Below are 26,901 nucleotides of genomic sequence, written 5' to 3' on the forward strand. Positions count from 1 at the left end.
CGGGCTCCGACGCCGCCACGTCGCCCTTCCCGCCGACCGGCTGTCAGGCGGCGGCGGGGACGGCGGCGTCCGGGAACTCCTGGTACATCACGTGCAGGCCGACCCGGCCGAGCGCGGGGTGGCGGAACGCGCCCGGCACGGTGCCGACCACGTCGAACCCCTCCCGCCGGTACAGCTCGACCGCGGCCGTGTTCGACGCCACCACCGCGTTGAACTGCATCCCCGCGTAGCCGCGTGCGCGGGCCCAGTCGAGCGCGTACCGGCACAGCGCGGTGCCCACACCCCGGCCGCGCGCCTCCAGGGCCACCATGAAGCTCGCCGTGGAGACGTGCGAGCCGGGGCCGGGCCGGTTGGTACCCATCTTGGCGGTGCCGAGCACCGCGTCACCGTCCGCCGCGACCACCGTGAGGCCCGGCGCCTGCTCCACCCACATGTCGTACGCCTGGCCGGCCGTCATCGCCGGGTCGTAGGGGAAGGTCTCCTGTGCCCGGATCACCTCGTGGATGATCGGCCAAACCTGGGACCAGTCGGGCTGCGCGAACGGCCGGATCTGCACGGCGAGCACCCTAGGAGCCGTCCCGCCGACCGGCAAACGGGTTTCCGCCTCGCCCGAGCTCAGGGGTGGTCGGCCTGGCGGGTGTGCCGCACGATCGCCAGCGGCGCGTGCGAGTGGTGCAGCACCGCGTGGCTGACCGAGCCGAGCAGCAACCCGCCCAGCGCGCCGCGGCCGTGCGCGCCGACGACCACCAGCTGCGCCGTCCTGGACTCCTCCACCAGTACCCGGGCCGGTGAGCCGCCGACGAGCCGCTGTCGCACCGGCACCTCCGGGTAGCGCTCGGACCAGCCGGCCACCGACTCGGCGAGCACGCGCTCCTCCGCACCGGCGAGGGCGTCCCGGTCGTAGACCAGGGGCAGCATGTCGCCCGGGCCGACCGAGGTGGGGTGGAGCCAGGCGTGCACCGTGACCAGCGGGGCGTCCCGCCGGGCGGCCTCGTCGAACGCGAACCCGACCGCCTCGGTGGACAGTTCCGAGCCGTCCACGCCCACCACAACCGGGCCGTCGGCCCGCGGCTCACCGCGTACCACCAGCACCGGGCACTGCGCGCGGGCGGAGACCTGCACCGTGACCGAGCCGATGAGCAGGCCGGCGAGGCCGCCCAGACCACGGTGTCCGAGTACCACCAGCGCCGCCTCCCGGGACTCGTCCAGCAGCACCGGAGTCGGCGCGCCGTCCACCACCTCGCCGGTGACGGGCACCTCGGGGGAGACCCTGCTGGCCTCGGCGACCGCCTCGGCGACGTACCGCTCCGCCTGGTTGCGCAGACCGGCCCCGGCCGGAGCGCCCGGCCCCGGGGTGAGCGGGGCCCCGGTCAGCGGCCAGATGAAGGCGTGCACGACCCGCAGCGGACGGTGCCGGTACGCCGCCTCCCGGGACGCCACCCGGACCGCGTCCAGTGCGGCCGCGGAGCCGTCCACACCGACCACGACGGGGGCGCTGTTGTTGATGGTCATGACATCCTCTTTCGTCGTTCTCACCCCACCCGCGGTCGGCGAGCGGGCGGGATCCGGTCCTCGTTGTTCGGTCGTCGGTCGTCGCCGCTGACCTGCTCGACTCGTCGGCTCTCCGCCATCGGCCGGCTCTGCCGGCTGAAGTTCGGGCGGCGTGGTCAGGACCGGCGGGGGGACGCCGGTCCTGACCACGCCGCCTGCCACGCGCTCGAACTGCGCCTCGACTCGGTGGCCGTCGGATCGCGGCCGAGCATGGGAGTACCACCTCGGCTGACGGGTGTGGACGAGGACCGGGCGCTACCTGCCGGCCGTGGTCCGGCCCAGCCAGTCGGCGTACTTGATCTCTCCGAGGACCGCCCCGTCGCCCGGCACCAGACTCCGCTCGCCCAACTCGGCTCCGAAGTAGCGCGCGTGCGGGTCGGTGACTACGTCACGCGGATCGCCCAGAGCAGCCAGGGCGTTGCGGAAGAACTCGTCCATCCGGAGCCGCTCGGGCCCGGCCACCTCGACCCGCCCGTTCAACGGCGCCCCCACCGACACCCGACAGAGCGCCTGGGCCACCTCGTCGCCGGCCATGGGCTGGAAGAGCACCGGCGCCATCCGGACCGTGTCACCGTCCGCGCCGGCGTCGGCGATGCCCTTGACGAACTCGAAGAACTGCGTCGCGTGCACGATCGAGAACGGGATCGACGAGTCCTCGATCAGCTTCTCCTGCGCGGCCTTCGCCCGGAAGTAGCCGTTCTCGGGCAGCCGTTCGGTCCCCACGATCGACAGCGCCACGTGGTGGCCCACACCGGCCGCCGCCTCCGCGGCAAGCAGATTGCGGGTGGAGGTCGTGAAGAACTCCATCACCGCGGTGTCCTCCCAAGAGGGGGCGTTCGACACGTCGACCACCACGGACGCGCCGGCCAACACCTCGGTCAGGCCCTCGCCGGTGAGGGTGTTGACGCCGGTGTTCGGTGACGCCGGCACCGCCTCGTGGCCGTACTCGCCGAGCTTCGCCACGAGCTTCGACCCGATCAGGCCCGTGCCGCCGATTACCACGATCTTCATGACAAACCTTCCCTGTTGGCCGGGGCGTCGGTTGCCATCCGGTCACCGGCTAAGACCGGGAACCCCTCCGGCCTGTGACACCTTCGCGGAAAATGTCCCCGAATTCGCTCTCGGCCCTCAGGCCGCGGGCTCGTGCTGGCGCACCACCCGGTCGATGCGGCGGTCGGGGACGACCCACATGATCACGATGGCGACGAAGCACGCCATGGCGATCCACACTCCGACATGCCCGCTCCGGTCGATCGTCATCGCGCTGAGGATCCCGACGACGTCGACCACTACGGAGATCCTGCCCTTGCGGTCGTTGCCGACCGCCCGGCGCAGCGGCGACTCCGGTCCCTGCTGTCGGATGATCACCCACTGCAGCACGAGGTACGCGACGGCCGCGCTGAGCAGGTTCAGACCGTAGATGACGACCGGGGTCTGCGCGAACCTCGACTCGGACACCCAGGTGGTCGTGAACGGAACCAGCGACAGGCAGAACAGCAGCGCCAGGTTCGCCCACAGCACACCGCCGTTGACCCGTTGAACCAGGTGGAACATGTGGTGGTGGGCGTTCCAGTAGATGCCCACGTAGACAAAGCTGAGGAGATACGTCAGCAGCCCGATACCGGTCGTGTGGACGAGGTTGGAGAGATGGTGACCTTCCGGCACCCCCAACTCCAGCACCATGATCGTGATGATGATGGCGAGCACCCCATCACTGAATGCCTCCAGTCGACTCGGCCTCACCGGGTCACCCTTCTCGTTTCGATACCGGATCCCGCCTCGAGCGCCCCATGAGCGCCGTCCACGGCCTCGAGGATCGACGCGAAGGCGCCGTGAACGAGGACGGTCGGCTTCGGGTCGGTCATGGGTTCTCCTGGTGAGATTTCGCTGTCTCCACCAGCCGAGACAGCGCAGCCGCGGAATCTGTGACAGGGGCGTGGTCGCCATCACTGCTGCGGCGTTGGGAACTTGCGGCGTTCCCGGCCCACGATTGGCCTGGTGGCAGCCGCGACGTGACCAGACGGGGGAGAGGGATGGTGGAGTCTGGCGTGAATCATGAGCCGGCCGGGACGGATGACCTTGAGGAGGCCGCAGCGGTCTTCACCAGCGTGCGGCCACGCCTGTTCGGGATCGCGTACCGCATGCTCGGCAGCGCCACCGAGGCCGAGGATCTGGTTCAGGAGGTATGGCTGCGGTGGCAGACGTGTGACCGCGCCACGGTGGTCAACCCGGCCGCGTTCCTGGCGACGACGACGACCCGGCTGGCCATCAACGCGCTCCAGTCGGCGCGGGTGCGGCGCGAGACGTGCATCGGATCGGGGCTGCCGGAATCCGTCGACCCGAGCGCGGACCCGTACCTGGGGGCTGAGCGTGGCGAGGCTCTGGAGCTCGCGGCCCTGCTGCTGATGGAGAAGCTCCGGCCCACCGAACGTGCCGCGTATGTCCTGCGGGAGGCGTTCGACTACCCGTATGCCCGGATCGCGGACATCCTGCAGGCGACCGAGCCGGCCGTGCGCCAGCTGGTCAGCCGGGCGCGCCGAGACATAGTGGGTAAGCGGCGTACGCCAGCGACCGCGGCCGCGCAGCGGCGGCTGCTGACCACGTTCGTCGCGGCCGCCCGATCCGGCGACATGACCGCGGTGGAGCGGGTGGCCGCGATGCACGCCCGCGAGCGAGCGCGGCCGCGCAGCGGCGGCCACTGACCACGTAGCGGCGGCCGATGATCTGCTCGCCGACCGAATCCGGGGCGAAGCCGTCGCTGGACCTGCGAGCTGGCGGGGTCAGACGGAGCCCCGCTGCGCCGCCTCGCGCGCCATCCGGTTGGCCGTCTCCGGCTCGTACCCCGTCGATCGGAGGAGGTCACTCGCCGCCGTCCGGAGTTGGGTCACCATGCCGTCGGCGTACGAATTCAGGCCTCTTGCGCGGGCTCGGCCGGCCAAGCGTGCGGCGTCCAGGACCACCCGGCGTGTCTGCTCCTGTGGCTGGCCCTGCCGGGTTTCCTGATGCAGTAGGTGAACCGCCTGCGCGAGCTGCTCCACCGCGGCAATGAGTTCCTGCGGTACCGGCTCGTCGTACTCCAGACTGGTGGTGGCCCAGCGAGCCAACTCCCGGCACTCGAGCGCCACCCGGTCAAAATGCTGCATCCCACGCTCGTAACGCTCCACGTCATGTCGGCGCTGCCAGCGTGCCGGCGAGATCGTCACCACTTCCTTGGCGCCAGCCAGTGCCTCGTGCAGCCGGGCCAGGTCCGGCTCCATGCCACGGAGTTGCTCGAGTGCCCGCATCGCGCGGTCCGGGTCGCGCTGTCTCAGTGCGTGTGCGACCTCCCGAAGCTGCGCGCAGAGCGTTTGGACCACCGGCGCGGCGGTGCGGTCGAGAACCCGCATCGGGTTGATCGGCAGCAGCACCGCGACCACCACCAACCCCACCACGCCGCCCACCACGGCGTCGAGGATGCGGGGCAACTCGAGGTCTCGTGAGGTCGGTGACAGCGCGGCGATCAGCACCGCCGTACTGCCCGCCTGGGCGACCAGCGCGCCACTTCGTCCGGTCAGCAGCAGTGCGACGGCGATGGCCAACGCCACCACCAAACCGATCTGCCAGGGCCCGAACCCGATGAAGAGCACCAGAAGATCGCTGACCAACAGGCCCAGCCCGACCCCGAGCATCAGCTCGAACGTACGTTTGGCGCGCTGCCCGAGGGCGGCGACGATCGTGCCGACCGCCGCGCTGGGCGCGAATACCGGCCCTGGCCTGTCCAGCACCTCGTGCGCGATCACCCAGGACAGCGCAGCGGCAAGCCCGCACTGGACGGCGACGACCAGAATGGCCTCGAGGTGAAGCAGCCGCAGCCTGCCGGCCTCACCACCGCGGCGCCGGGCCCGCGCCGTCATGTCCTTGGCCTGCTCGGTAACGGCGTCGGGGCCGGGCCGGCCGTGCCGATCAGCGGCCATGGCCGGGGTTACCCCGCTCGTTCCTCGCGAATCAGGGCCGGTCGGGCCCGCGGTAGGGCAGGGTCTGGCTGTAGACGACGCTGGTGGTCGTGCTGCCGAAACCGGCCAGCTCGTCGATGAGCGCCTCGAGGTGCCCCATGGAGGTCGCGGCCACCTTCAGGGTGTAGCAGTCGTCGCCGGTGGTGCGCAGGCACTCCAGGATCTCCCGGCGCTCGGCGAGCAGGCGGTGCAACGGCTGGTGGTGGTTGCCCGGGTACTTCAACCGGACGACGGCGAGCACCGGGTAGCCGACCTTGGCCAGGTCAACCACCGCGCGGTAGCCGGAGATGATGCCCTGCGCCTCCAGTTGTCGCACCCGTTCCGTGGTGGCCGACGAGCTGAGGCTCACGCGCCGCCCCAACTCGCTGAGGGAGATGCGGCCGTCCTGCTGCAACTGATCGATGATCGCCCAATCGACGTCGTCAAGATTCACGGCCATGGCGCGATCATACCGATGTTTTCCCGGCAGAACGCCGCCATCGCCGGGAGAAGTCTGTTCCAGATTCCTTGATCGCCGGGATAGCCTTGGATCATGCAATTGGGCGTCAACGTGCCGAACTTCGGGCCTGGCACCGATCCCGCAGTGCTGCGCGAGTGGGCGCGGATCGTGGAGGGGCTCGGCTTCGACCTCCTCATGGTGTCCGATCACGTGGCCGTCACCCCGGACGTGGCGCAGCGGTATCCGGAGCCGTTCTACGAGCCGTTCACCACGCTGTCCTGGCTGGCTGGCGTCACCACCAGGCTGCGGCTGGGCACAACCGTGCTCGTGCTGCCCTACCGGCACCCGCTGCTGGTGGCGCGCATGGCCACCAACCTCAACCAGCTCAGCGGCGGTCGGTTCGTGCTCGGGGTGGGCGTCGGCTGGGCTCGTCAGGAGTTCGACGCGCTCGGCGTGCCGTTCAGCGAGCGCGGCAAGCTGACCGACGACTACCTGGCCACCCTGCGGGAGACCATCTCGGTGCCCATCTGGGTCGGCGGCAACAGCGACGTGGCGATCCGACGCGCTGTCCGGTTCGGCGACGCCTGGCACCCGCTGCGGGTCACCCTTCCCTGGCTGCGCGCGGCCGTGGCGAAGCACCCGCTGTCCGCCTTCACGCCCCGCATCGCCCTGCGGCTGACCACCACACCGGTCGACGACCCCGAGCGGCTGGCGGGCGTCGGCACCATCGAGCAGATCCTCGACGATCTCGATCAGCTTCGCCAGCTCGGCGCCGAAGCCGTCGTGCTCGACCCGTACCACGGAGATCCCGAAGATACCCGCAGGCCCGAAACAGCCTGGCAGGCGCTGACCGCCCTGGCCACCCACCGGAGGACGACACCATCGTGATCACCACTGCCGACGAGCAACTCCTACGGCGTGCCATCGCCATCGCGGCGCGCGCCATCGCCCTGGGTGACGCACCGTACGGCTCCCTGCTGGCCGGCCCGGACGGCACGATTCTCGTCGAAGCCCACAACACGGTGCGTCGCGACAACGACATCAGCGCCCACCCGGAACTGAAGCTCGCCCGCTGGGCGGCCCGCGAACTCGACCCGGAAACGGCCGCACGCACCACCATGTACACGAGCTGCCAGCCGTGCGGCATGTGCGCGGGCGGCATCATCCGCTCCGGACTCGGCCGGGTCGTCTACGCCCTGGCCACCAAGCAGCTCATCGAGCTCAACCCCGCCTCGGGCGCCTGGCCGACGGTGACGCACGACGGCCCGGCCCTGTTCGACGAGGCACGCGCCCCCATCGACGCCTACTACCGCGCCTGAGAGACGGCACGCAGCTTCGCGGCCGAGCCAACCCAGATGGCCACGTTGCCCCGACACCGACACGACGTGCCACGTCGGCCGGGGCGCGGTTCGCTCGCCGCCACGGCAGGACTGAACAGAGCTTGTGAGCGAGGCGCCCGGCTCGCCGTGCAGCACCGGACCGATCCTGCACCTGGGAGCATGAGGAGTACGACCAGGACGAGGCAGCGGCACGTCACGGGAAACCATGACGTGCCGCTGACCGTGTCCTGGCCGCCTCAGGCGACGTTGTTTGACGGATCGCCGCGCCGCCGATACCGGCAGGCTCGAGCCACCTGAGCGGTTCCTAGTCCTCTTCCACGTCCACGTCGACGTCCACGTCGCCGATGCAGACGACGACGTTGTTGGGCTGAGTTGTGTTCTCGTTCGTCTGGTCAACCGAGATGTTCTGCTCGAAGGTGACGTCGCTGTCCTCGATGTCGTTGTCGCTGATGATGTTGGCGACGATCAGCTTGTTGAGCTGCTCGTTGGTGGCGCAGACAACCCCGTTGCGGTCCGAGGGCTCGTACCGCGAGTCCTCTCCGTAGGACGCGAGCGCGGCGGCGGGCGTACCGAGCAGCAGGGCGGCGCTGGCCAGCCCTACTCCGCCGGCGAGCCTGGTTAGGAACCTCTTCGACATGTCCCTCACTCCCTTCTAGTTGGCTCAGGAAGAAGAGCCATGACGAACATAAGAAGCATTCATGTTCGGTCGGGCCGTTTTCCGGGTTTCTGAGGCAAACATGCCTTCGGCTGCTATAGGTGGTTGTTCCCCATATCCGGGCGATTAGCCCGGTTCAGGTCTCGTTAGCGGCGACTGGGGCGGCCTGCCCCGCGAGACGAACCTCCGGCTCCCGCCAGTGGCGCACAGGTGCCACCGCCCAGGTGGCGGTGCCCCTTCTGCGGCAGCGGGCCGCTACCAAAGCCAGGCAGACAGGGAAACTCAAACCCCCCAGTAGATGTGAATTAACTACTTATGGCATCTCGAGTACTACGTGTTACGAAACCCGGAAAGTCCTCTCGTTTCGTATGAATCGGACTAGCGTTCGTCATGGCTCGCCTCCTGAGCCGACCAAAGGAGTGAGGATCATGTCGATGAGGTTTTTGACCAAGCTCGCCGGCGGAGTGGTGCTGGGCAGCGCCGCCCTGCTGCTCGCGGCGCCCGCCGCCGCGCTCGCCGCGCCCGACGGAGAGCCCCAGGGGCCCACGGCCTCGAAGGAGGGGCAGACGTCGCAGAAGAAGTCAGACGACAAGCCGAAGACCTTCAGCCTGCGCGACAAGAACGGTAAGGGGGTGACCTGCGCGACCACCAAGCAGATCAACGAGCAGAACATCACCAATGTCATCAAGGACAACACCATCGAGGACAGCGTCGTCACCTTCAACCTGCCCGCATCGCAGGTGGCGACGAACGACAACAGAACCCAGCCCAACACCATCGTCGTCTGCATTCGCGACCTCGAGGTGGAGGTGGACGTGGAGCTCGATCTGCTCTCCGACCTCCTCAGGATGGTCGAGGCTAGTATCGGCGAGGCTGGTTCGCCGGTCGGCCAGCCTGCCACCACGGCTGGCGGCGCGTACGCGGGTCCGGACGGAGCCTGGGTGTTGCCGAAGACGGCCGGCGTCGCGGCCGGTGACGGTGGCGCGCTCTCCGACACCAACACCGGTGCTCTCACGGCGGCCGGTGCTGGCATGGTGGGCGTGGGCGTGCTCGGTGGCATCGCACTGCTGCGTCGGCGGTCCACCAATGGCACTGCCGCCTAGGGCGGCCAGGAGCGCCAGCGGCCGCCACGGCTTCCCGTGGCGTGCCGCTGGCCTCGTCCTGGTCGTCCTTATCACGCTTGGCGGAGCAGGATTGATCGCGTTCGCGGCCGCGGCTCCTGATCCGGTCGGGCCGCCGCAGCCCGACGCCGCCGCCGCACCGCAGTCCCTGCCGTCACCATTGACGGACGAACCGACCACACCAGAGCCGACGCCGAGTGGAGCCAACGCGTCGCCGGGCTCCGGGGCGACCCACGGTGAGGCGCGCAATGCTCGCGGCCGCGTCGACGGCGATCTCGGGTCCACCGCGACCCGCCCGTCTCCCTCACCGACGGTGGCCGGGATGCCGCGATCGCAGCCGACCCGCATCAGGATCCCGCGGATCGGCGTTGACGCGCCGACGGTTCCGCTCGGGCTCGACCGGAACCAGCAGATCGCGGTCCCAGCGGTGAATCAGCCCAATACGACCGGGTGGTACAAGCTGGGACCAAGTCCCGGCGAGGTGGGGACCGCGGTGGTGGTGGGCCACGTCGACTCACGCGCCACGGGCCGGGCGGTCTTCTTCCGTCTGGGCGCGCTGAAACCGGGAGACACCATCGAGGTGCCCCGCAAGGACGGCAAGAAGGCCCGCTTCATCGTCGACGGGGTGGCCCGCTACCCGAAGAAGAAGCTCCCGCTGAGCCTGGTCTACGGTCACACCGGCAAGGCGCAGCTCCGCGTGATCACCTGTGGTGGCGACTACGACAAGGCAGCGAAGTCGTACAAGGACAACATCGTCGTGTTCGCGACGCTGGTGCCTTGACCACAAACGATCGCATTGTTGGTGACATGCCGGCCTGAGCGGCGGCTCGTACGGCGGTGGACGAGATGATCGATGCTGGTTCGCTCGACGAGGTGAGGCGTCGTGGCCGCCGATGAGGTGGCGTTGGCCGGTGTGGGCGAGTGCCTGCCGGAGACGCTCACGTCAGCTCGTCGAGTTTCTGCCGGACCTGCTCGGCATTGTCGCCGTCCCCGCTGTCGGCGACGCTTCGAACGCCTGGCTCCAGCAGTCGCCCGCCTCGTCGAGCCGCCGGACTTCGGCGAGGGCACGACCGTGGCTGTACGCATGCCGAGCGCCTGGAGCAGACCGAGCAGCGCGTCGCCGGCCGTCAGCCGCCGCTGGTCGTCGTAACCGAACATGTCGATGAGGAGGACGCCGCCCTGGCCAACCCAGATTGTGTTGCCACGCCACCACTCCGGCGAGTCTGGTCAGCCCTCCAGGTGGTTCCCCGACTTCATCGCCCCAGTGTCGGGAAGCGCAAGGCGGTCGTGGGCGGCTTGAGCGAGCGCGGCTATCAGGGCCGTGTGTGCGGCCGTACGCCATACCAGGGCCCAGGAACAGGTCGGGGCATCCCGCACTGGTAGGTAGGTGATGCCTGGCCAGGAGTAGTAGCGGGAGGCTTCCACCTGCACCGGTTGCACCACGACGCCGGCGGCCACGACGGTGAGGACTTCCTGCCAGGTGGCGACCGCGGGTCCGCGCCGGACCTCCCGGCCGGCCGGCGTGTGGAACGGCACGATCGCCTCCTCCCAGTAACGCGGAATGGGCGTGGCGGGGTGGGCGACGATGTAGTCGCCCAGATCCTCCATGGTGGCCTCACCACGACGGGCGAGGGGATGGTCGTCGGCGACCATGAACATGATCGGGTCGGTGCGCAGGACCGGCCCGACGGTCAGGTCGGGTTCATTGACCGGTGTCCACAGCAGCGCGACGTCGACCTCGCCGGTGCGCAGGGGAGTGAACGGGTCAGCAACGTGCACTTCACGAAACCGCAGGTCGCAGCGGGGATGTCGAGCGCGGAACAGGCTGGTGACATCTGCGATGGCCTGGGCCAGGGCGCCCATGGTGCCCAGCGTGAGCGTCCCTTCCATGCCCCGCGCCGCGGTAGCGGCCCCTTCGAGCGCGGCCAGGATGCCCTGGTAGCTGACGGCAAGATCGTCACGTAGGCGGGCGCCGATCGGGGTCAGCGCCACCCGGCGGCTGGTGCGCTCGAACAGGGCGGCACCCACCCGGCGCTCCTGCTTCGCTATCGACTGACTGACCCGGGCCTGGGACAGGTGCATCCGCGCCGCGGTGCGCCCGAAGTGCAGCTCCTCGGCCAGCGTCAGGAAGATCTCGATATCACGCAGCTCCACAGCGGCTCCCTGGTCCGACGGTCAGACAGTGCCCATCGATAACCCAGCGATTATCGAGCCTTACCGGATCTTGCGTTGTTGCGGGTCGGCGCCCGGGTGATGGTGAACAGCGAACCGTACGACCGGTTCGGTGACCCGATCGAGGAGCTCCAGATGCGGACGTTGCACCCCGCCGGCCCGCGTGCCCCGGCTCGGACGCGCGGCCCACCGCAAGCTCCCTGACCCCTGCCTCGCCCACCCATAGAAGGAGTACGATGCGCCAGCGCAGACTGGTCTATTACGTCGCGTCGAGCCTCGACGGCTACATCGCCGGCCCGGAGGGGCAGTACGACAGCTTCCTCCACGAGGGCGATCACATGGCGGCGCTCGCGGCGGAGTTCCCCGAGACGATTCCGGTGCACCTCCGGGAACACTTCGGCCTGGTCGGCGCCCCGAACGGGCGGTTCGACACGGTCGTGATGGGCCGTGGCACCTACGAGCCGACGCTGAGCGTGGGTACGACCAGCTCGTACCCGCATCTGCGCCAGTACGTGGTGTCCCGGTCGCTGACCATCGACGACCCGACAGTGCAGGTCGTCGCGCAGGACCCGATCGGCCTGGTCCGCCGGCTCAAACGGGAAGACGGCGCGGACATCTGGCTGTGCGGCGGCGGTCAACTCGCGGGCCGCCTGCTCGGCGAGATCGACACGCTGATCATCAAGCGGCACCCGATCGTCGCCGGCGCGGGGATCCCCCTGTTCGCCGGCAAGTACCACCCGACCCGGTTCACCCTCGCATCGACCCGGCAGTTCGACAGCGGGGTCACCCTCCTGACCTGCACCGCTCAAGCACGACAAGGAGCACGCGCATGATGATCACCGCTACCACCCTTTCCCTCACCGTCGACAAGGTGACGGAATCAAGCGCCTTCTTCACCACCCACCTCGGGTTCACCGAACGCATGGCCGCCGACGGGTTCGCCTCCCTCGGCCGCGACGACGCGGCCGTCGACATCGTGCTGCTGAGTCGCGGCACGGACGTGCTGCCCGAAGGATCCCGGGACCAGCACGCCGCCGGAGTCATCGTCGCCTTCACCGTTTCCGATGTTGCCGCCCAGGAGAACCGACTCCGCGCGGCGGGCGTCCCCATCACCATGCCGCTGCGGGAAGAGCCGTGGGGAGAACGTCTCTTCCAGGTCACCGACCCGAGCGGCATCACGGTTCAGTTCGTCGAGTGGGTAACCCCCAGCCCCGATCAGCAGGAGTCCTGATATGGGCAGCAGCGACATCATGACCCTGGTGCTGGGCGGGACCGGCAAGACCGGTCGCCGGATCGTCGACCGGCTGACTGCGCGCGGGGTGCCGGTGCGAGTTGGCTCCCGCTCCGGCGCACCCCCGTTCGACTGGGCCGACCGGGCCACGTGGTCCGCCGTCCTGTCGGACGTCGATGCGGTGTATGTGTCCTACGCTCTGGACCTCGCGGTCCCCGGCGCGGCCGACGACATCCGGGCCTTCACCGACCTCGCGGTGTCGACCGGGGTCCGGCGCCTCGTTCTGCTCTCCGGTCGGGGTGAGGAGGAGGCGCAGACCTGCGAGAAGGTGGTCCAGGACGCCGCAGCCGAATGGACCATCATCCGGGCGAGCTGGTTCCACCAGAACTTCAGCGAGAACTACCTGCTGGAGCCGGTGCTCGCCGGCAAGGTCGTGCTACCTGTCACCGGGGTGGCCGAACCCTTCGTCGACGCCGACGACATCGCCGACGTCGCGGTCGCGGCGCTGACCGAGACGGGGCACGCCAATGAGGTGTACGAGCTGACCGGGCCGCGTCTGCTGACCTTCGCGGACGCGGTCGCGGAGATCGCCGCCGCGACCGGGCGCCCGATCCGGTTCGTACCGGTGAGCGCGGCGGACTACGCTGCCGCGCTGACCGCGGGTGGTGTGCCCACCGACGTCGTCACGCTCCTGACGTACCTGTTCACCACGGTGCTCGACGGACGCAACGCCCACCTCGCTGACGGAGTGCAGCGGGCTCTGAACAGACCACCACGCGACTTCGCCGACTACTGCCGGGACGTCGCGGCCACCGGGCTCTGGACCGGCTGAATCCAGGCCCCGCCGCCACCAGCCCGGCATGGCGCCGGGCTGGTGGCGGCTGGAGTGGTGAACCTCCCGCCGACCGGACCGGCGTAGTAGGCGTAGGTGCCCTCATCCGGGGACGAGATCGCAGCGAAGTCGCAGGGCCGTCCCTCGCCTGGGCGTTGGGTGCAGCGACTCGAACTGCTCACTGACTGCCCGCCCACGTTCGCAGTTCGGCTGGCCGCCGACGCGACCTCCGTTGAGCTGGACCGGGCCGTGGCCTTCGGCCCAACCGCACAAAAAATCTTGAAGCGGTGTCGTATCCAGCGTCCCGTCGGTCGTCTGACAGGTGACAGCACCCCATCGACACCACGGGAGTGATCATGAAACCGGTTATGGACAGCCTGGACATCGTCGTCGCCGACGTCGCCGCCTCGATCGCGTTCTACCGGCAACTGAACCTCGAGTTCCGGGTCGACCCGAACTACGCCGAGCACGCCGGATGCGACCTGCCCAACGGGCTGCATCTGATGCTGAACGAGGAGAAGTTCACCGCGATGGCCCGCCCCGGCTGGACCCGCGCGGCGGGTAGCCCGCCGGTCTTCCTGGCGTTCCGGTTCGACAGCCCGGCCGACGTCGACGCCAAGTACGCCGAGCTGACCGGCGCCGGATACACCGGGGCGCGGGAGCCGTGGGACGCATTCTGGGGTCACCGCTACGCCACCGTGCTGGATCCGGACGGCAACGGCATCGACCTGTACTGCCCGCTGCCCGGCCAGAGCTGAGAGGGTGAGATCCGTGAAGTATGTGCTGATGTTCGCCGAGACCGAGCAGTTTGCCGCCGACCTGGCCGCGATGGACGAGGTCGAGCGGGAGCGGGCCTATGGGCGGGTGCGGCAGTGGTTCACCGACAATGCCGACAAGATCACCTCGCACCTGTATCTGATGCCCGCGCACACCGCCACCACCGTCCGGCTCGACCAGGCCGAGCCGGTGATCACCGACGGGCCGTTCGTGGAGGGCAAGGAAGTGATCTCCGGGTTCGCCGAGGTTGACGTGGCCGATCTGGACGAGGCGTTGCGGCTGGTGAAGTCCTGGCCGGCGTGCCCGCTGGTGGAGATTCGCCCCATCGCAGGTTGACCAGCGTGGCAACCGGTCGGGGCGCCGAGGCGGAGTTGGCCCGCGTGGTGCGCGAGCACGCGGGCCGACTCGCCGCCTCCCTCGTGTCGCTGATCGGTGACTTCTCCGCCGCGGAAGACCTCGTTCAGGAGGCGGTCGAGGCAGCGCTGCAGCACTGGCCGATCGAAGGGATCCCGGCCAACCCGGACGGCTGGTTGTACACGGTCGCCCGCCGTCGTGGTCTGGACGTGCTGCGCCGCAACGTCCGCTACCGGGACAAGCTGGCTCTGGCCGCGTGGCCGCCGCAGCCGGCGCCGGACGACCGGCTACGGCTGATCTTCACCTGCTGCCACCCCGCGCTGCCCCGCACCGCCCAGGTCGCCCTCACGCTCCGGGTCGTCTGCGGCCTGAGCACCGCGCAGATCGCCAAGGCGTTCCTCATCCCCGAGACCACGGTGGCTCAGCGGATCACCCGTGCCAAGCGGAAGATCAGCGACGCGGGTATCCCGTACCGGATCCCCGACACTGACGAACTCGGCGCACGCCTGGCCGAGGTGCTGACGGTGGTGTACCTGCTCTTCAACGAGGCGTACCTACCCACCGGCGGCCAGCACACCGAAACTCAGCATCTCGCTGACGACGCCGCATTCCTCGCCGCCCAGCTGGCCGGGCTGATGCCGAACGAGCCGGAGGTGCTCGGCCTGCTCGCGCTGATACGGCTGCACCGGGCCCGGGAGGCAGCGCGCTTCACCCCGGACGGTCAGATCATCCAACTCCCCGAACAGGACCGAAACCTGTGGGACCGGAAGGTCATCGCCGACGCGACCCGGCTGGTCGCCAGGGCCGCCGGCTTCAAGAAGCCCGGCCCGTATCAGCTGCAGGCCGCGATCGTCGCGGTGCACGCCGAGGCTGAACGGTGGGAGGACACCGACTGGCAGCAGATCCTGATCCTCTACACGATGCTCGACCGGCTCGGGCCGTCTCCGGTCACGAAGCTGCACCGTGCCGTCGCCCTGCGATACGTGGCCGGACCAGAGGCGGCGCTGGCGGCAGTCGACGAACTCCGCCAGGCCCTCGGCGGCTATCACCTGTGGCACGCCACCCGGGCCGAACTCCTACGCGACCTCGGCCGTCCCGACGAGGCACACGACGCGGACAGGCGGGCGCTGGAGCTGACCGCCAACCTCGCCGAGCAGTCCTTGTTGCGACAGCGGATCAGCTGGGCGTGACCGCGTGGACGCGCTCGACGGGGCCGGCCTTCAGCCGCTCTGTCTCGACTTGGACCTGCATCCCCGTCGGCACGCGACCCCGAGCGCCGAGGCTCTGCTCCATGCGGCGGTGTCGATACGTCGGCATGACGGGTTTGGCCTGTCCTAGGCTCTGAGGCGCCACCGAAGCCATCCGAGGGAGCCACATGCCGACCGACGCCATCGACCTGCTCGTCGAGGACCACCGCAAGATACGCGCGCTGTTCCAGGAATTCCAGGACGCGAGTTCGGACACCCGTAAACGGGGCCAGGTGGTCAACCAGATCATTGAAGCGCTGACCGTGCACACGTACGTCGAGAACGAGTGCATGTACCCGGAGGCACGCAGGCTGCTGCCCGATCTCAACGAGACGGTACTGGAATCGTATGAGGAGCATCATGTCGCCGATGTGCTCAGCTTCGAGCTCGCCATGATGAACCCCGATGATGAGCATTTCGAGGCCAAGACGATGGTCCTCATCGAGGTGGTCACCCACCACATCGAGGAGGAGGAACAGGAGTGGTTCCCCAAGCTGCGCGCAGGCGTCAGCCCTGAGCAGTTGCAGGATCTCGGCGCGCGGCTGGCCGAGATGATGAAGAAGGCGCCCCGCAAGCCGACCGCTCCCCGCGCACTGAAGAAAGCCATGGACGCGGTGAAGGCCTGAGCGCTCCAACTGTTCACCGAGCCGGCAAGCCGGCGGTGCGCTCACTGTCTTGTCTCGGGCTCCGCACGGTCGGCAGCGTCTTCGGCCCGCTCCCGGCTGAGGAAGAAAGCCCGTGGGCACCCGCGAGCGTGCCGAAGACAACGACGGACAGCGCCGGGCGAGCCAGGCGCGCAACCCGAACTCGGCGACGAACAGCGCCCACAGTACCCAGCTGGCGACGGTGAGCATCGTGCTGAGCGGCTCGTCGTGGGTGACCGCCTGGCCGAGCACCAGCAGCAGGAACAGGATGCCGAGCACACCCATCGGCTTGTCGAGCCGGCGGGCGAGTCCGTTCAGCCGAGGGTCGTCCTGGCGTTCTGCGGACTGCGAACGGTCGCCAGGGCGGGGCGAGTGAGCCGTCACCGGGGTCAGACGCCGGACGGGTACGTCTCGGACTCGGCAGGGCTGCGCCGTACGCTCAGCGGCCGGACCGCCTGCGACTCCTCGAACCAGCAGAAGGCGTCGTAGCGGTCGCCGAGGACGGTGGCCACGTAGTTTCCCCAGCTTTCCCGTTCCGGGTGATACACGACGCCGATCGCCCGGTGGTCGAGTTCGTGGGTGAGCAGGTTGGGCTGGTCGTCACGGGGAAAGACGAACAGCGCCTGCGCCGGCGCGGCGGCGCGCAGGGCATCCTCCAGGGAGTGTCGGCGAGCCGGCGGTACCTGCATCACCTCCATCGGGGCGCCCCAGGCGTCGCCGGCCACCACGGTGCCGCGATGGGTGCCGAAACCAACCAGCACCACCTGGTCGGACCCGTGGCGTTGCCGGGCGAGCTGGCCGATGTTGACCTCGCCGGCGCCGATCATCTCGGTGGCCCGCGCGTCGCCGACGTGGGTGTTGTGTGCCCAGATCACCGCCTTCGCGTCCGGCCGTAGTGGCCCAGCAGCCGGTCCAGGGTGTCGTCCATGTGCCGGTCGCGGACGTTCCAGGATTCCCGGCCGCCCCGGACCATCGCCCGGTAGTAGCGCTCGGCGCCGGCTACGACCTCGGCGTTCTGCCACGTTCCGAAGCGGCCCTCCCCGTCGGCGGCGGCCCGCTCGCGGAGCCCGACCAGAAGGTCGATCACCTCCTGCTCGCAGCTGCCCGACACGAACCGGGTGGCCAGCGCGTACCGCTGCGGGTCCTCGTCGTAGGGCTGGAAGCAGCGGTAGGCGGCCAGCGCCGCCGGCACCTGCGCCGGGTCGTGTTCCCGCAACCAGATGAGGATCTCGCGCAGTGATTCCCACAGTGAGTACACGTCCAAGCCGTGGAAGCCGACCCGGTCCGCCTCGTCCACCCCGGCGTTGCGGTCGCGCAGCCAACGGGTGAGGTCGGCGACCTCCTCGTTGGCCCACATCCAGGTCGGCCACCGCTCGAACGTGGCCAGCGCGTCCCGCGGATCGGCCGGCGCGTCGGGCAGGCACCGTACGCTGTGGTCCACCCGGTCGCAGTCCGGCCAGTCACCCTCCACCGCGACGAACGAGAAGCCCTTCTCCGCGATCAGCCGGCGGGTGATCGCTGCCCGCCAGGTGTAGAACGCGTGAGTGCCGTGGCTGGCCTCCCCGAGCATCACTACTCGCGCGTCGCCCACCCGGTCCAGCAGCACGTCCAGGTCCCCCGGGTCGATCAGCGGCGCCGCCAGCGCTGCCACGTCGTCGTCGTAGCGTCCCATGCCAGGTCATTTCCTGCCGAACGCTTCGCCGACGTGTTCGGGGGAGTCGAACGTGTTCGCCGGCAGGTCGTCCAGGGCCCGGACGACCTCGTCGGTTGCGCCGTCGTCACGCGCCCGCTGTTTGATCGCGGGCTTGTCGACCGGGTCGTAGAGGCCGCCGAGGTGCTCCTCTAGCTCGATCTGGTTCACCATCTCCGGTCGGTACCCGCTGCGGACTCCGCTATGCCGCCGCACCCGCCACGCGTGCATCAGAGCGTTGTCGGGCAGCCGGCCCAGGAGTCGAGGAGAGCCGGGCGATGTCGAGCACCGGCATGCCAGTTGCTTGGCGACGTACGCGCAGTCGATCAGCGCGGACCTGGCGAAAGTCGGCGGCCACGACCGAGGCGCCCGCCGGCGTCCGGGCCCCGTATCGCCTGCGCGCCAGCCGGAGGCATGGGTGGGCTGGGGACGGGTAGCGCAGTCAGAACCGCTCTCACCAGGGGATGACCATGACGATTGCCATGTCGATGCTGGAGACCTATCCGAAGTCGATCAACCTGGACCGGAAGAAGCTGGCGGCGACCATCGACGCGCTGAACGAGTGCGCGCAGGCGTGCACGGCCTGTGCGGACGCGTGCCTGAGCGAGGACAGCGTCGCGGAGCTGATCAAATGCGTCCGCACCACCATGGACTGCTCCGATATCTGCGCCGTCACCGCCCGGGTCCTGTCCCGGCATACGGGCTACGACGCCACCATCAGCCGCACACTGCTGGACGCGTGCGCCACCGCCTGTAAGTCCTGCGGCGACGAATGTGAGCGGCACGCGCGGATGCACGAGCACTGCCGGGTCTGTGCCGAGGCCTGCCGGGCCTGCGAGCAGGCCTGCCGCGATCTGCTCGCGACCATCAGCTGAGCGGGGAGCCTCGATGCCGGCACACGCGGGAGAGAAGGCACGCAGGACCGGAATCTTCCACTGCGCGACGTGCGGTGCGAAGGTCAGCGTGCACGCTGGCGACACGATTCCGGAGTGCCCGAATGGTCACACCGACTTCAACAGCCGTACCCAGGAACCGGACAGCAGGCCCTGACGGTGCGGGCACCGATGGTTGGGCGGCGCGCCTATCGCCCGGATTGGCGTTGTGGCACTGGGCGTGGAGCCGGTCCGGCAGTGCGGCCGGCGCGCCTGCCCCGGTACGCCCCAACCACTCGGGATCTGTTGACCACGTCCGCCGGTGCCGCCCAAGAACCCCCGGGTGCCCGGCCGACCCAGGCCCGTCCGGCCGGGAAGCCGGACAACGTCCCGACGAGTGCTCCCGGCAGGCCGACTGATGGCGACCAGCCGGCCGTTCGCCCCCACTTCCTGATCATCTTCCGTCGGTCGGGATCCGGTCCCTGCGCCGACCGATAGGGCACCCAGGGAAACGGGCTCCCGGCCGTCGCCGGGAGCCCGTTTCGCCGCTGGTGAATCAGTAGACAGTCACGCCGTACGCGTTGACCGCCTCGCGGACCGGCTGGTAGAAGGTGGTGCCACCGGAGCGGCAGTCGCCGCTGCCGCCGGAGGTGATGCCGAGCGCCTTGGAGCCGTCGTAGAGCGCACCGCCGGAGTCGCCCGGCTCGGCGCACACGTTGGTCTGGATCATGCCGCTCAGCCTGCCGCCACCCTGGCCGACGTAGCGGACCGAGACGTTGAGCGCGGTGACCGTTCCGCTGTGGGTGCCCGTGGTTGACCCGGTCCGCTTGACCGACTCCCCGACGTACGCGTCCGCGACGGCGAACCCGCCCGGGTGGCTCAGCGAGGCGTTATCGTAGCGGACCAGCGCGTAGTCGTTGCCGGGGTAACTGGAGCCGACGGTCGCCCCGATTAGCGTGGTGTGGCTCGAATTGGTGTACCAGGTGCTGGCCACGTTCCCGCAGTGCCCGGCGGTCAGGAAGTAGTAGGTGCTGCCGCTGACGACGTTGAAGCCGAGCGAGCAGCGGTAGCCACCGCCGTAGATGGCGTCGCCGGCGGCCAGCAGCGGCTTGAAGACTCCGGAGGCGCGCTCGACCCGGACCGCGCCGGCCTTGTCGCCGGCGCTCTGCCTGATCTTCGCGATCTCGGCGCGGGTGACGGTGCTGTCGGCGGTCACGACGACCCGGCCGGACGCCCCGTCCACGTGCCAGGCGATGCCCTCGACGCCCGACCGGTCCACCGCGTCACTCACCTCGGCGAGCTGGCGGGCGCTGTAGTCCTGAGGGGATGCCGACGCGGCGGTCGGCTGAGTGAAGGCGGCGGTAGCGATCATGCCGACGGCTACGGCCAGCATTTGCGCGGATCGGGCGATGGGACTGCGGGAGGGATTCCGCTTGATCCTCACTGTCTCCTCCTAGGGAGTGATGGGCCAGCTGGGTGGTGGCCCGGTGAGTCGCCGCTGGAGGACGCATCGCTGGGTCGGCCGATGTCGTCCTCCTGGCACACGCTGCCGTCAGTATCGTCATGCATCAAACAACTTGCAAGATGCAAATCAATCGATGTACGAGCCAGCGAATACAAGGTCAGAGCCGTGCTGGCCACGGAGTCGATGTCGCCTGCAGTGAACCCGCCAACGGGCGACAGGGGGCGGCGGTGAACAGCAGCCACCTGCATAACCGCGCATCCGGCCGTCACGATTGATAGGCGCTCGTCCATGGCTAGGCGTTACATCCAGGCTCCCCACCGGCTGCCCGAGGGGGGGCCACCACCTTCCCCGAACGTCCGTCGCCGGGGCCACGCCAAGAGGGCCACGGCCGCAGGCCCGTCACCCGCTGTGGCGGCCGGTCGGTGGGGATGACGGTAAATCGGTCCTGGTGCTTGTCGGGAGACGTAGCACGGTGGGCAGCGGCCGCCCCGGTAGATTTCACAGTCATGGCCACGAGCGCCGACGTCCGTCACGAACTCGCCAGCCTCGCTGATCCGCGACGGGCGGAGGGGGTGAGCCGGTTTCTGCAGATGGTTCCAGGCGGGTACGGCGAGGGCGACCGGGCCATCGGCGTGGCCGTGCCGGAACAGCGCAGAGTGGCCGGCCGGTACTGGCGCGACCTCTCGCTTGCCGAGACGGGGATGCTGCTGAAGAGCAGTGTTCACGAGGAGAGGCTGACGTCGCTCTTCATCCTGGTGCGAAAGTTCGCCAAGGGAGACGAGGAAGAACGGGGCCGGATCTTCGGCATCATCCTGGCCAACACCAACCGCATCAACAACTGGGACCTGGTGGACTCATCCGCGCCGTATATCGTCGGCCCTTGGCTGATCGACAAGGACCGGAGCGTGCTCGATCGGTTGGCCGGGTCGAGTCTGGTGTGGGATCGGCGGATCGCCGTCATGGCAACGTTCGCCTTCATCAAAGCCGGCGACTTCGATTGGACCTTCCGGCTCAGTGAACGGCTCCTGCGCGACCCACACGACCTCGTCCACAAGGCGGTGGGTTGGATGCTGCGCGAGGTGGGCAACCGTGACAGAGCAGCGGAGGAGGAGTTTCTCGCCCGACGCTACCGGGTCATGCCGCGGGTCATGCTGCGATACGCGATCGAGAAGTTCGAACCGCAGCGACGTAGAGAGTACCTATCGGGAGCGATCTAGATGATTGATGCCCGCCGGCTGGGCTCCACGACGTCTGCTCGTGACTTGCGGCGTCAGTGGGGGCGGGCTCAGGTGCTGGTGAGGGCTAGGGTGCGGGCGAGGCGGTAGGAGTCGGTGCCGGTCCGTCGAGCTCGCTGCCGCGGGTCGCCTCACGGACGGCCGGGCCGGCGAACCGGTCCCGGCCGTCCGCGTTCCGATCTAGGAACTACAGGTCGAGCGGCTGGATCCAGATGTTGCGGTACTTAACGGGGTTGCCGTGGTCCTGCAGCCGGATGGCGCCCGTCGCCGGTCCCTCGGGGCGGCTGCCGCCGGTCGGGCCGAGGATCTCGACGTCGTCGTGCACCGTGACGCCGTTCCAGACCACGGTGACGCGCGGGTTCGCGATCTTGTTGCCGGCCGCGTCGTAGCGGGCCTGCCGGTAGACGATGTCGTACGTCTGCCAGGTCTCGGGCGGCAGCGCCGCGTTCACGTCGGGGGCCTTCTGGGTGTAGATGGCCGCGGCGTCGTTGGTCTTCGGCGGGTCGATGCCGAACGAGTCCAGCACCTGGATCTCATAGCGGTCCTGCAGGTACACGCCGCTGTTGGCGCGGGCCTGGCCGGTCACGTCCGGCGGGTACAGCGGCAGGTTGAACTCGACGTGCAGGCGGAAATCGCCGAAGGCCTGCACGGTGCGGAGGTCTCCGTTGCGCACCGTCATGGCGCCGTCGGCGACGGCCCACGAGGGTTCGCGCCCGTCGGTGTGCTGCCACTCGGTGAGGTCGCCACCGTCGAACAGCGTGATGCGCTGCCCGTGCGGCCGGACGGCCAGCACGTCGAGGTTCACGTGCCCGGAGTCCGCGGCCTCCTTGCGGTACTCGACCAGGTTGCGGCCCTTGTCCAGGCGCACCATGGTGGTGACGGTGCCCCACTCTTTCCAGGTCACCGTGGAGGGGAAGACCGTCTGCTCGACCCGTTCACCGTTGACGTACAGGCTGAGCTGCTTCTGACCCGAGTAGGGGTTCGGGCCGTTGCTGTAGCGCATCGCCAGGTCGTACGTCCCGCTCTCCTGGACGTCCACGGAGATCCGTGTCGACGAGCCGTCCTGGGCGAACCCGGCGGCGAAGCCGGCGCCGGAGTAGGCGGCGTGGTCGGTGGCCATGCCGACGCCGACCGTACGGCCCTCCTCGGCCTCGAAGAACGTCTGCGGCTGCACCACGCGACCCGGGATCTCGTTGAGCGTGTACCAGGCCTCAGTGTTCCACAGCTCCTCCCCGTCGGCGGAGGTGAACGGGCGCGGGGAGCGTACGTGCACCACGCGGTTCTCCTTCAGACCCGGGATCCTGAGCTTCACGGTGCGGCCGTCGGCCGACAGTTCGGCCTTGGCCACGTCGAGCGTCTCCAGCTCGAGCTTGGGACCGCCGTACTGGCTCGTCGCACCGTAGCGCCACTGCGTCACTTGGTACGCGTCGGCGAGCTTCTGCGCGGTCTCGGCCGACAGCGGCTCGGTGTACTCCAGCTCGAACCCGACGTGCGACGCGCGCATCTGCTTGACCTCGAAGACCGAGGTGCCGTTGGGTGTCAGCTTCTGCAGGCCGTAAGTGAGCTTGCCCTCCTGGCCCCAGTTGCCGCCGGCGCCGAGGCCGCCCACGTAGAGTGCGCCGTCGGGGCCGAGGGCCACCTCGTTGATGCCGGACTCCAGGCCCTGCGTGTGCCGGAACACGGCACCCTGGTACTGGCCCTCGATCTCCTCGAGGAACACGCGCTGCAGGCCGCCGTAGGTCACGTCGCCGACGACGAGCTGGCCGGCGTACGGACCCTGCTTCAGCAGCACCGGCGTGGACGGTGAGTTGGCGATCTCGTTCTGCGGGAGCCAGACGATGGGACGCGTCACCGGCTGGTCGTCGAATGGACCCGCGGGCGTCGTGTAGTGGTTGTAGAACGCTCCTTGCCGGATCTGGACCAGCTTCGACGCGGGTAGCCAGCCGCCCTGGTTGTCGGTGACGAGGACCTCGCCCCGTGGCCCCCACCCAATCCCGTTCGGGGTGCGCAGCCCGCCGGCAACGTACGTGATCTCGCCGGTCCTGGCGTTCACCTTGATCGAGGTGCCCCGGTTCGCGGCGGGCTGGGGCACCGTGGTGGCGCCACCGTAGTTGATGGCCACGGAGAGGTTGAGGTAGAAGTACCCGTCCCGGTAGAGCAGGCCGAACGCGAACTCGTGGAAGTTGCGGCCCCACGGCCACGTCGCAACCGTCCGGCGGTCGTCCGCGACGCCGTCGCCGTCGGTGTCCCGCAGGGCGGTCAGCTCGTGCTTCTGGCTGACGTAGACGGTCCCGTCGACCACCGCCACTCCCTGGGGTTCACGCAGCCCGTCCGCGAACCTGCGGTAGGTCACCTGCTCGGGGCCGGTCTTCCCGGTGACGCCCTCGACCACGTAGACCTCGCCGGTGGCGTTGTCGGTGCCGCCCCAGGTGGACATGACCAGCTCGCCCTCGGGCATGAAGGCGATGCCGGTGACCTGCGGCTGGAACCCCTCGGGACGCAGGTCGGCGAGGTTGTACCCCGGGTGCACTCCGTCGAGGGGCAGGCCGTCGCCGGCCGTGTCGCTGGCACCCTCGCAGTACTTCCACCCGGGCGCGGTGACGCGTACGACGCCGGCGTCGGTGCTCAGCGCGGAGGTCGGCACGAGCTCGAAGCTGCTTGCGCCCGGGCGCCGCCACTCGAGCCGCAGCACCTGGCCGCCACCGTTCTCGAAGAACTCGACGAACAACGGGTGCAGGCCGGCGCTCAGGGTGACCGAACCGTCCTTCGAGGTCTCACCGTGCAGGCCGTCGTGGTCGACGACGAGCTGGTCGTCGATCGTCAGGCGCGACCCGTCGTCGCTGGTCAGCCGGAAGGTGTAGTCGCCGTCGGTGGGCACGGCGAGGTTGGCGATGACGTGGCTGATGAAGCGGTCGGAGAGGCCGAACTCGTCCGTGGTGGTCCAGTCGATCCGCGGCATGAGCTTGTCGACGTTCGGGGTCTGTGCGGACTTGAGGGTGCACAGCGCCGACAGCGGGACGCCCATGTCGTACGAGCGCAGGGTGACGCCGGGCTCCTGCGGCGGGACATCGGCGGCGACGGGTGCGGCCGTCGCCGGGGTGGGGACTAGGGCGAGCAGGGTCGCCAGGGCGGCACCTGCGGCTGCGAGCACGGGGCTACGGCGGCGTCGCCGTCGGTTCGGTGCGGTCATGGTTCCTCCCGGTGGAAGCGGTCACGGTCGGGAAGAAGCCGTGCCACTTTCTCCCAGGTGACCGGTCAGTGCGATCTCGCGACGCGAAAGATCGATCGCAGACGCTATCACTTTCCATCGATTAGAGGAAACTTTTCAATTCTTGAAGGAAAGTTCGCCCTCAATGTGCCTGATTTGGGTGCCAGCCCCGCCGGTCGGGCGCGCCGACAGAACAGGCGGAGCGGATTCGGCATGCCTCCGGGCGACACGGCGGTGCCGGTCGGTCTCACCGGGATCGGCGCGACGATGTCCAGCCTTGCTGGTGCAGCCGTTCGATGCCGTCCAGCAGCAGGTCCAGTGCGAACTCGAACTCGAACTGGTCGTCGCAGCCCTGCCCCACGACCGACGCGTCGTCATGGGATGCCGCCACGGCGATCTCCGCCAGGTGCGGGAAGCGGGCGGCGACCTCCGGTGGCAGGGCTGCCGGCGGGTCGGGGTCGCTCGCGCCGGACCGGCCGGCACGCCGGGAGGCGTCGAACAGTTCCTGACTGAAGCCCAGGATCCGGCTGCCCATCGCATGCATCACGTGGTGGGCGAGGTCGGCGGAGAACCCACCGGCCCGGAACGTCCCGACCATCGAGTCGAGGTAGGCGAGGATGACCGGCGTCGCCATGTTCCGCGACTCGATCACGAGCGGCGCCCAGGGGTGGCGCCGCAGCATCTGCCGCGCCGAGAGGATGCGCCGGCGGACCGCGTGCTTCCAGTCGGCGCCGGGCACCGGCGGGTCGACCTCGCCGACGACCACGTCGATCATGCCATCGAGCAGTTCGTCTTTGTTGGCCACGTGCTTGTAGAGGGCCATCGGCACGACGCCCAGATCCTGGGCGAGGTTGCGCATGCTGAGGGACTCGATCCCGGCCTCGTCGGCGAGCGCGACGGCGGCACGCAGGATCCGATCCCTGCTCAGCGGCGTCCGGCGCAGCATTTCAGCCTGCTCAGCCATCTCGTCCTCGTCTTCCGGCGACGGTTGAAACCATAACCGCCTTGACAGGTGTACGACGTACACCTACGGTCGTTCCATAAGGTGTACGCCGTACACCCGAGGGAGGGGAAGATGAAGGCGATCGTCCAGGACCGATACGGCCCGCCGGAAACGCTCACGCTCGCGGACGTCGCCGCGCCGGTGCCTGCCGCCGACGAAGTGCTCGTGCGGGTCGAGTCCGCCGCGCTCAACGCGTACGACTGGCATGCCATGCGTGGCGATCCATGGATGGCGCGGTTGGCAATGGGGTGGTCCCGGCCCCGGGCGCGGATCCGTGGCCGCGACTTCGCCGGCCGGGTCGAGGCCGTCGGCGCCGGCGTTCGACAGGTACGCCCGGGCGACGCCGTCTTCGGCGACCTCGGCGACGCCAACGGCGCGTTCGCCGAGTACGTATGCGTGCCCGAGGCCCTGGTCGCGCCGAAGCCGGCGAACCTGACGCCGCAGCAGGCCGCCGCCCTGCCGCTGGCCGGCATCACCGCGCTCATGGGACTGTGCGACGTCGGACGGGTCGAGCCGGGCCACCGCGTTCTCATCAACGGCGCCTCCGGCGGCGTGGGCACCCTGGCGGTCCAACTGGCCAAGGCGCTCGGCGCGACCGTGACCGGGGTGTGCAGCACCCGCAACGTCGACCTGGTCCGCTCCCTCGGCGCCGACCACGTCATCGACTACACCCGCGAAGACTTCGCCCACGGCACGCGGCGCCACGACGTCGTGTTCGACCTGGTCGGCAACCGCCCACTTGCCGCGCTCCGGCGGGCGCTGACCCCGACCGGGACGCTGGTGCTCTCCGGTGGCGGCGTGTACCGCGGCGGCAGCCTCGTCGGACCGGTCTGGCTGATCGCGCGCGGGCGGCTGCTGGCGCCCTTCGTCCGACACCGCGTCGTCACCCTCACGACGGCACCCAGCCGGCAACACCTCGACACGCTCCGCACCCACGCCGAGGCCGGCCGCCTCACACCGGTCATCGACCGGACCTATCCACTCCACGAGGTGCCCCAGGCCATCCGGTACCTCGAAGGCGAGCACGCGCGGGCGAAGGTCGTCATCACCGTCTGACGTGCCGGCCACGAGTC

28 protein-coding genes and 1 pseudogene are annotated in these 26,901 nt (G+C 69.4%); 15 read left to right on the forward strand and 14 right to left on the reverse strand.

Annotation, left to right across the window (positions count from 1 at the left end; translation table 11 throughout):
• Positions 1 to 43 precede the first annotated feature (43 nt).
• From ACVCAH_RS20090 to ACVCAH_RS20110, 5 genes are all read right to left on the reverse strand, one after another.
• The gene (locus ACVCAH_RS20090; protein ID WP_447137703.1) at positions 44 to 556 is read right to left on the reverse strand and encodes an N-acetyltransferase family protein; all 513 of its coding nucleotides are present in this window, start codon (positions 554 to 556) and stop codon (positions 44 to 46) included.
• Positions 557 to 615: 59 nt separating this feature from the next.
• Positions 616 to 1,512, reverse strand: a complete 897-nt coding sequence (locus ACVCAH_RS20095) for a universal stress protein (RefSeq protein WP_447137704.1) — start codon at positions 1,510 to 1,512, stop codon at positions 616 to 618.
• 294 nt (positions 1,513 to 1,806) lie between these two features.
• Complete coding sequence (locus ACVCAH_RS20100) at positions 1,807 to 2,562, reverse strand: SDR family oxidoreductase (protein WP_447137705.1); 756 nt, start codon at positions 2,560 to 2,562, stop codon at positions 1,807 to 1,809.
• A 117-nt stretch (positions 2,563 to 2,679) separates the two neighbouring features.
• Positions 2,680 to 3,294 (reverse strand): TMEM175 family protein, encoded by a 615-nt coding sequence (locus ACVCAH_RS20105; protein WP_447137706.1) that lies wholly within the window; start codon positions 3,292 to 3,294, stop codon positions 2,680 to 2,682.
• Positions 3,291 to 3,416 (reverse strand): hypothetical protein, encoded by a 126-nt coding sequence (locus tag ACVCAH_RS20110; RefSeq protein ID WP_447137707.1) that lies wholly within the window; start codon positions 3,414 to 3,416, stop codon positions 3,291 to 3,293. Before ACVCAH_RS20110 ends, ACVCAH_RS20105 begins: the two co-directional genes overlap by 4 nt.
• Positions 3,417 to 3,599: 183 nt before the next feature.
• Between ACVCAH_RS20110 and ACVCAH_RS20115 the strand changes: the two genes are divergently transcribed.
• Entirely contained in the window at positions 3,600 to 4,253 is a 654-nt protein-coding gene (locus tag ACVCAH_RS20115; protein ID WP_447137708.1) for a sigma-70 family RNA polymerase sigma factor, read from the forward strand.
• Positions 4,254 to 4,331: 78 nt separating this feature from the next.
• Here the strand turns inward: ACVCAH_RS20115 and ACVCAH_RS20120 are convergent, their stop codons facing one another.
• Positions 4,332 to 5,504 carry an FUSC family protein gene (locus ACVCAH_RS20120; protein WP_447137709.1) on the reverse strand — a complete coding sequence of 391 codons (1,173 nt, stop codon included), beginning with the start codon at positions 5,502 to 5,504 and terminating at the stop codon, positions 4,332 to 4,334.
• Positions 5,505 to 5,535: 31 nt separating this feature from the next.
• The gene (locus tag ACVCAH_RS20125) at positions 5,536 to 5,982 is read right to left on the reverse strand and encodes an Lrp/AsnC family transcriptional regulator (protein ID WP_447137710.1); all 447 of its coding nucleotides are present in this window, start codon (positions 5,980 to 5,982) and stop codon (positions 5,536 to 5,538) included.
• 93 nt (positions 5,983 to 6,075) lie between these two features.
• On the opposite strand from ACVCAH_RS20125, the gene ACVCAH_RS20130 reads away from it, so the two are divergent.
• Together ACVCAH_RS20130 and ACVCAH_RS20135 are read left to right on the forward strand one after the other, a co-directional pair.
• A complete protein-coding gene (locus tag ACVCAH_RS20130; protein ID WP_447137711.1) occupies positions 6,076 to 6,870 on the forward strand; it encodes an LLM class flavin-dependent oxidoreductase in 795 nt (264 codons plus the stop codon).
• Entirely contained in the window at positions 6,867 to 7,301 is a 435-nt protein-coding gene (locus tag ACVCAH_RS20135) for a nucleoside deaminase (protein ID WP_447137712.1), read from the forward strand. The genes ACVCAH_RS20130 and ACVCAH_RS20135 overlap by 4 nt, the downstream gene beginning before the upstream one ends.
• A 325-nt stretch (positions 7,302 to 7,626) precedes the next feature.
• Here the strand turns inward: ACVCAH_RS20135 and ACVCAH_RS20140 are convergent, their stop codons facing one another.
• Entirely contained in the window at positions 7,627 to 7,959 is a 333-nt protein-coding gene (locus ACVCAH_RS20140; protein ID WP_447137713.1) for a hypothetical protein, read from the reverse strand.
• Between the two features lie 446 nt (positions 7,960 to 8,405).
• Between ACVCAH_RS20140 and ACVCAH_RS20145 the strand changes: the two genes are divergently transcribed.
• Both ACVCAH_RS20145 and ACVCAH_RS20150 read left to right on the forward strand, forming a co-directional pair.
• A complete protein-coding gene (locus tag ACVCAH_RS20145) occupies positions 8,406 to 9,080 on the forward strand; it encodes a hypothetical protein (RefSeq protein ID WP_447137714.1) in 675 nt (224 codons plus the stop codon).
• A 91-nt stretch (positions 9,081 to 9,171) separates the two neighbouring features.
• A complete protein-coding gene (locus ACVCAH_RS20150; protein ID WP_447137715.1) occupies positions 9,172 to 9,879 on the forward strand; it encodes a class F sortase in 708 nt (235 codons plus the stop codon).
• Between the two features lie 446 nt (positions 9,880 to 10,325).
• Here the strand turns inward: ACVCAH_RS20150 and ACVCAH_RS20155 are convergent, their stop codons facing one another.
• Positions 10,326 to 11,252, reverse strand: a complete 927-nt coding sequence (locus tag ACVCAH_RS20155) for a LysR substrate-binding domain-containing protein (RefSeq protein ID WP_447137716.1) — start codon at positions 11,250 to 11,252, stop codon at positions 10,326 to 10,328.
• A gap of 254 nt (positions 11,253 to 11,506) precedes the next feature.
• Here ACVCAH_RS20155 and ACVCAH_RS20160 point away from each other — a divergent pair, with 254 nt between their 5' ends.
• From ACVCAH_RS20160 to ACVCAH_RS20190, 7 genes are all read left to right on the forward strand, one after another.
• Positions 11,507 to 12,103, forward strand: a complete 597-nt coding sequence (locus tag ACVCAH_RS20160; RefSeq protein ID WP_447137717.1) for a dihydrofolate reductase family protein — start codon at positions 11,507 to 11,509, stop codon at positions 12,101 to 12,103.
• A complete protein-coding gene (locus tag ACVCAH_RS20165; protein WP_447137718.1) occupies positions 12,100 to 12,501 on the forward strand; it encodes a VOC family protein in 402 nt (133 codons plus the stop codon). Before ACVCAH_RS20160 ends, ACVCAH_RS20165 begins: the two co-directional genes overlap by 4 nt.
• 1 nt (position 12,502) lies before the next feature.
• Entirely contained in the window at positions 12,503 to 13,333 is an 831-nt protein-coding gene (locus ACVCAH_RS20170; RefSeq protein WP_447137719.1) for an NAD(P)H-binding protein, read from the forward strand.
• 356 nt (positions 13,334 to 13,689) lie between these two features.
• Complete coding sequence (locus tag ACVCAH_RS20175; protein ID WP_447137720.1) at positions 13,690 to 14,091, forward strand: VOC family protein; 402 nt, start codon at positions 13,690 to 13,692, stop codon at positions 14,089 to 14,091.
• Between the two features lie 13 nt (positions 14,092 to 14,104).
• Complete coding sequence (locus ACVCAH_RS20180) at positions 14,105 to 14,446, forward strand: YciI family protein (RefSeq protein ID WP_447137721.1); 342 nt, start codon at positions 14,105 to 14,107, stop codon at positions 14,444 to 14,446.
• Positions 14,447 to 14,451: 5 nt separating this feature from the next.
• Positions 14,452 to 15,654, forward strand: a complete 1,203-nt coding sequence (locus tag ACVCAH_RS20185; RefSeq protein WP_447137722.1) for an RNA polymerase sigma factor — start codon at positions 14,452 to 14,454, stop codon at positions 15,652 to 15,654.
• A 185-nt stretch (positions 15,655 to 15,839) separates the two neighbouring features.
• On the forward strand, positions 15,840 to 16,337 hold the full coding sequence (locus tag ACVCAH_RS20190; RefSeq protein WP_447137723.1) for a hemerythrin domain-containing protein: 498 nt from the start codon (positions 15,840 to 15,842) through the stop codon (positions 16,335 to 16,337).
• Positions 16,338 to 16,744: 407 nt separating this feature from the next.
• Here ACVCAH_RS20190 and ACVCAH_RS20195 read toward each other — a convergent pair.
• Both ACVCAH_RS20195 and ACVCAH_RS20200 read right to left on the reverse strand, forming a co-directional pair.
• Positions 16,745 to 18,027 (reverse strand): annotated as a pseudogene (locus tag ACVCAH_RS20195) (erythromycin esterase family protein).
• Positions 18,028 to 18,033: 6 nt separating this feature from the next.
• Positions 18,034 to 18,219 carry a DUF2795 domain-containing protein gene (locus ACVCAH_RS20200; RefSeq protein ID WP_447137724.1) on the reverse strand — a complete coding sequence of 62 codons (186 nt, stop codon included), beginning with the start codon at positions 18,217 to 18,219 and terminating at the stop codon, positions 18,034 to 18,036.
• Between the two features lie 290 nt (positions 18,220 to 18,509).
• Between ACVCAH_RS20200 and ACVCAH_RS20205 the strand changes: the two genes are divergently transcribed.
• Positions 18,510 to 18,920: a four-helix bundle copper-binding protein gene (locus ACVCAH_RS20205; protein ID WP_447137725.1), complete on the forward strand. Its 411-nt coding sequence runs from the start codon at positions 18,510 to 18,512 to the stop codon at positions 18,918 to 18,920.
• Between the two features lie 553 nt (positions 18,921 to 19,473).
• Here ACVCAH_RS20205 and ACVCAH_RS20210 read toward each other — a convergent pair.
• Positions 19,474 to 20,310: a S1 family peptidase gene (locus tag ACVCAH_RS20210; protein ID WP_447137726.1), complete on the reverse strand. Its 837-nt coding sequence runs from the start codon at positions 20,308 to 20,310 to the stop codon at positions 19,474 to 19,476.
• Positions 20,311 to 20,888: 578 nt separating this feature from the next.
• Between ACVCAH_RS20210 and ACVCAH_RS20215 the strand changes: the two genes are divergently transcribed.
• On the forward strand, positions 20,889 to 21,599 hold the full coding sequence (locus tag ACVCAH_RS20215; protein ID WP_447137727.1) for a DNA alkylation repair protein: 711 nt from the start codon (positions 20,889 to 20,891) through the stop codon (positions 21,597 to 21,599).
• A 205-nt stretch (positions 21,600 to 21,804) separates the two neighbouring features.
• On the opposite strand, the gene ACVCAH_RS20220 is transcribed toward ACVCAH_RS20215, so the two are convergent.
• Positions 21,805 to 24,768 (reverse strand): family 16 glycoside hydrolase, encoded by a 2,964-nt coding sequence (locus ACVCAH_RS20220; RefSeq protein WP_447137728.1) that lies wholly within the window; start codon positions 24,766 to 24,768, stop codon positions 21,805 to 21,807.
• 304 nt (positions 24,769 to 25,072) lie between these two features.
• Positions 25,073 to 25,789 (reverse strand): TetR/AcrR family transcriptional regulator, encoded by a 717-nt coding sequence (locus ACVCAH_RS20225; protein WP_447137729.1) that lies wholly within the window; start codon positions 25,787 to 25,789, stop codon positions 25,073 to 25,075.
• A gap of 111 nt (positions 25,790 to 25,900) precedes the next feature.
• On the opposite strand from ACVCAH_RS20225, the gene ACVCAH_RS20230 reads away from it, so the two are divergent.
• Complete coding sequence (locus ACVCAH_RS20230; RefSeq protein ID WP_447137730.1) at positions 25,901 to 26,884, forward strand: NAD(P)-dependent alcohol dehydrogenase; 984 nt, start codon at positions 25,901 to 25,903, stop codon at positions 26,882 to 26,884.
• Positions 26,885 to 26,901 lie beyond the last annotated feature (17 nt).

The organism is Micromonospora sp. LZ34, from assembly GCF_052981855.1.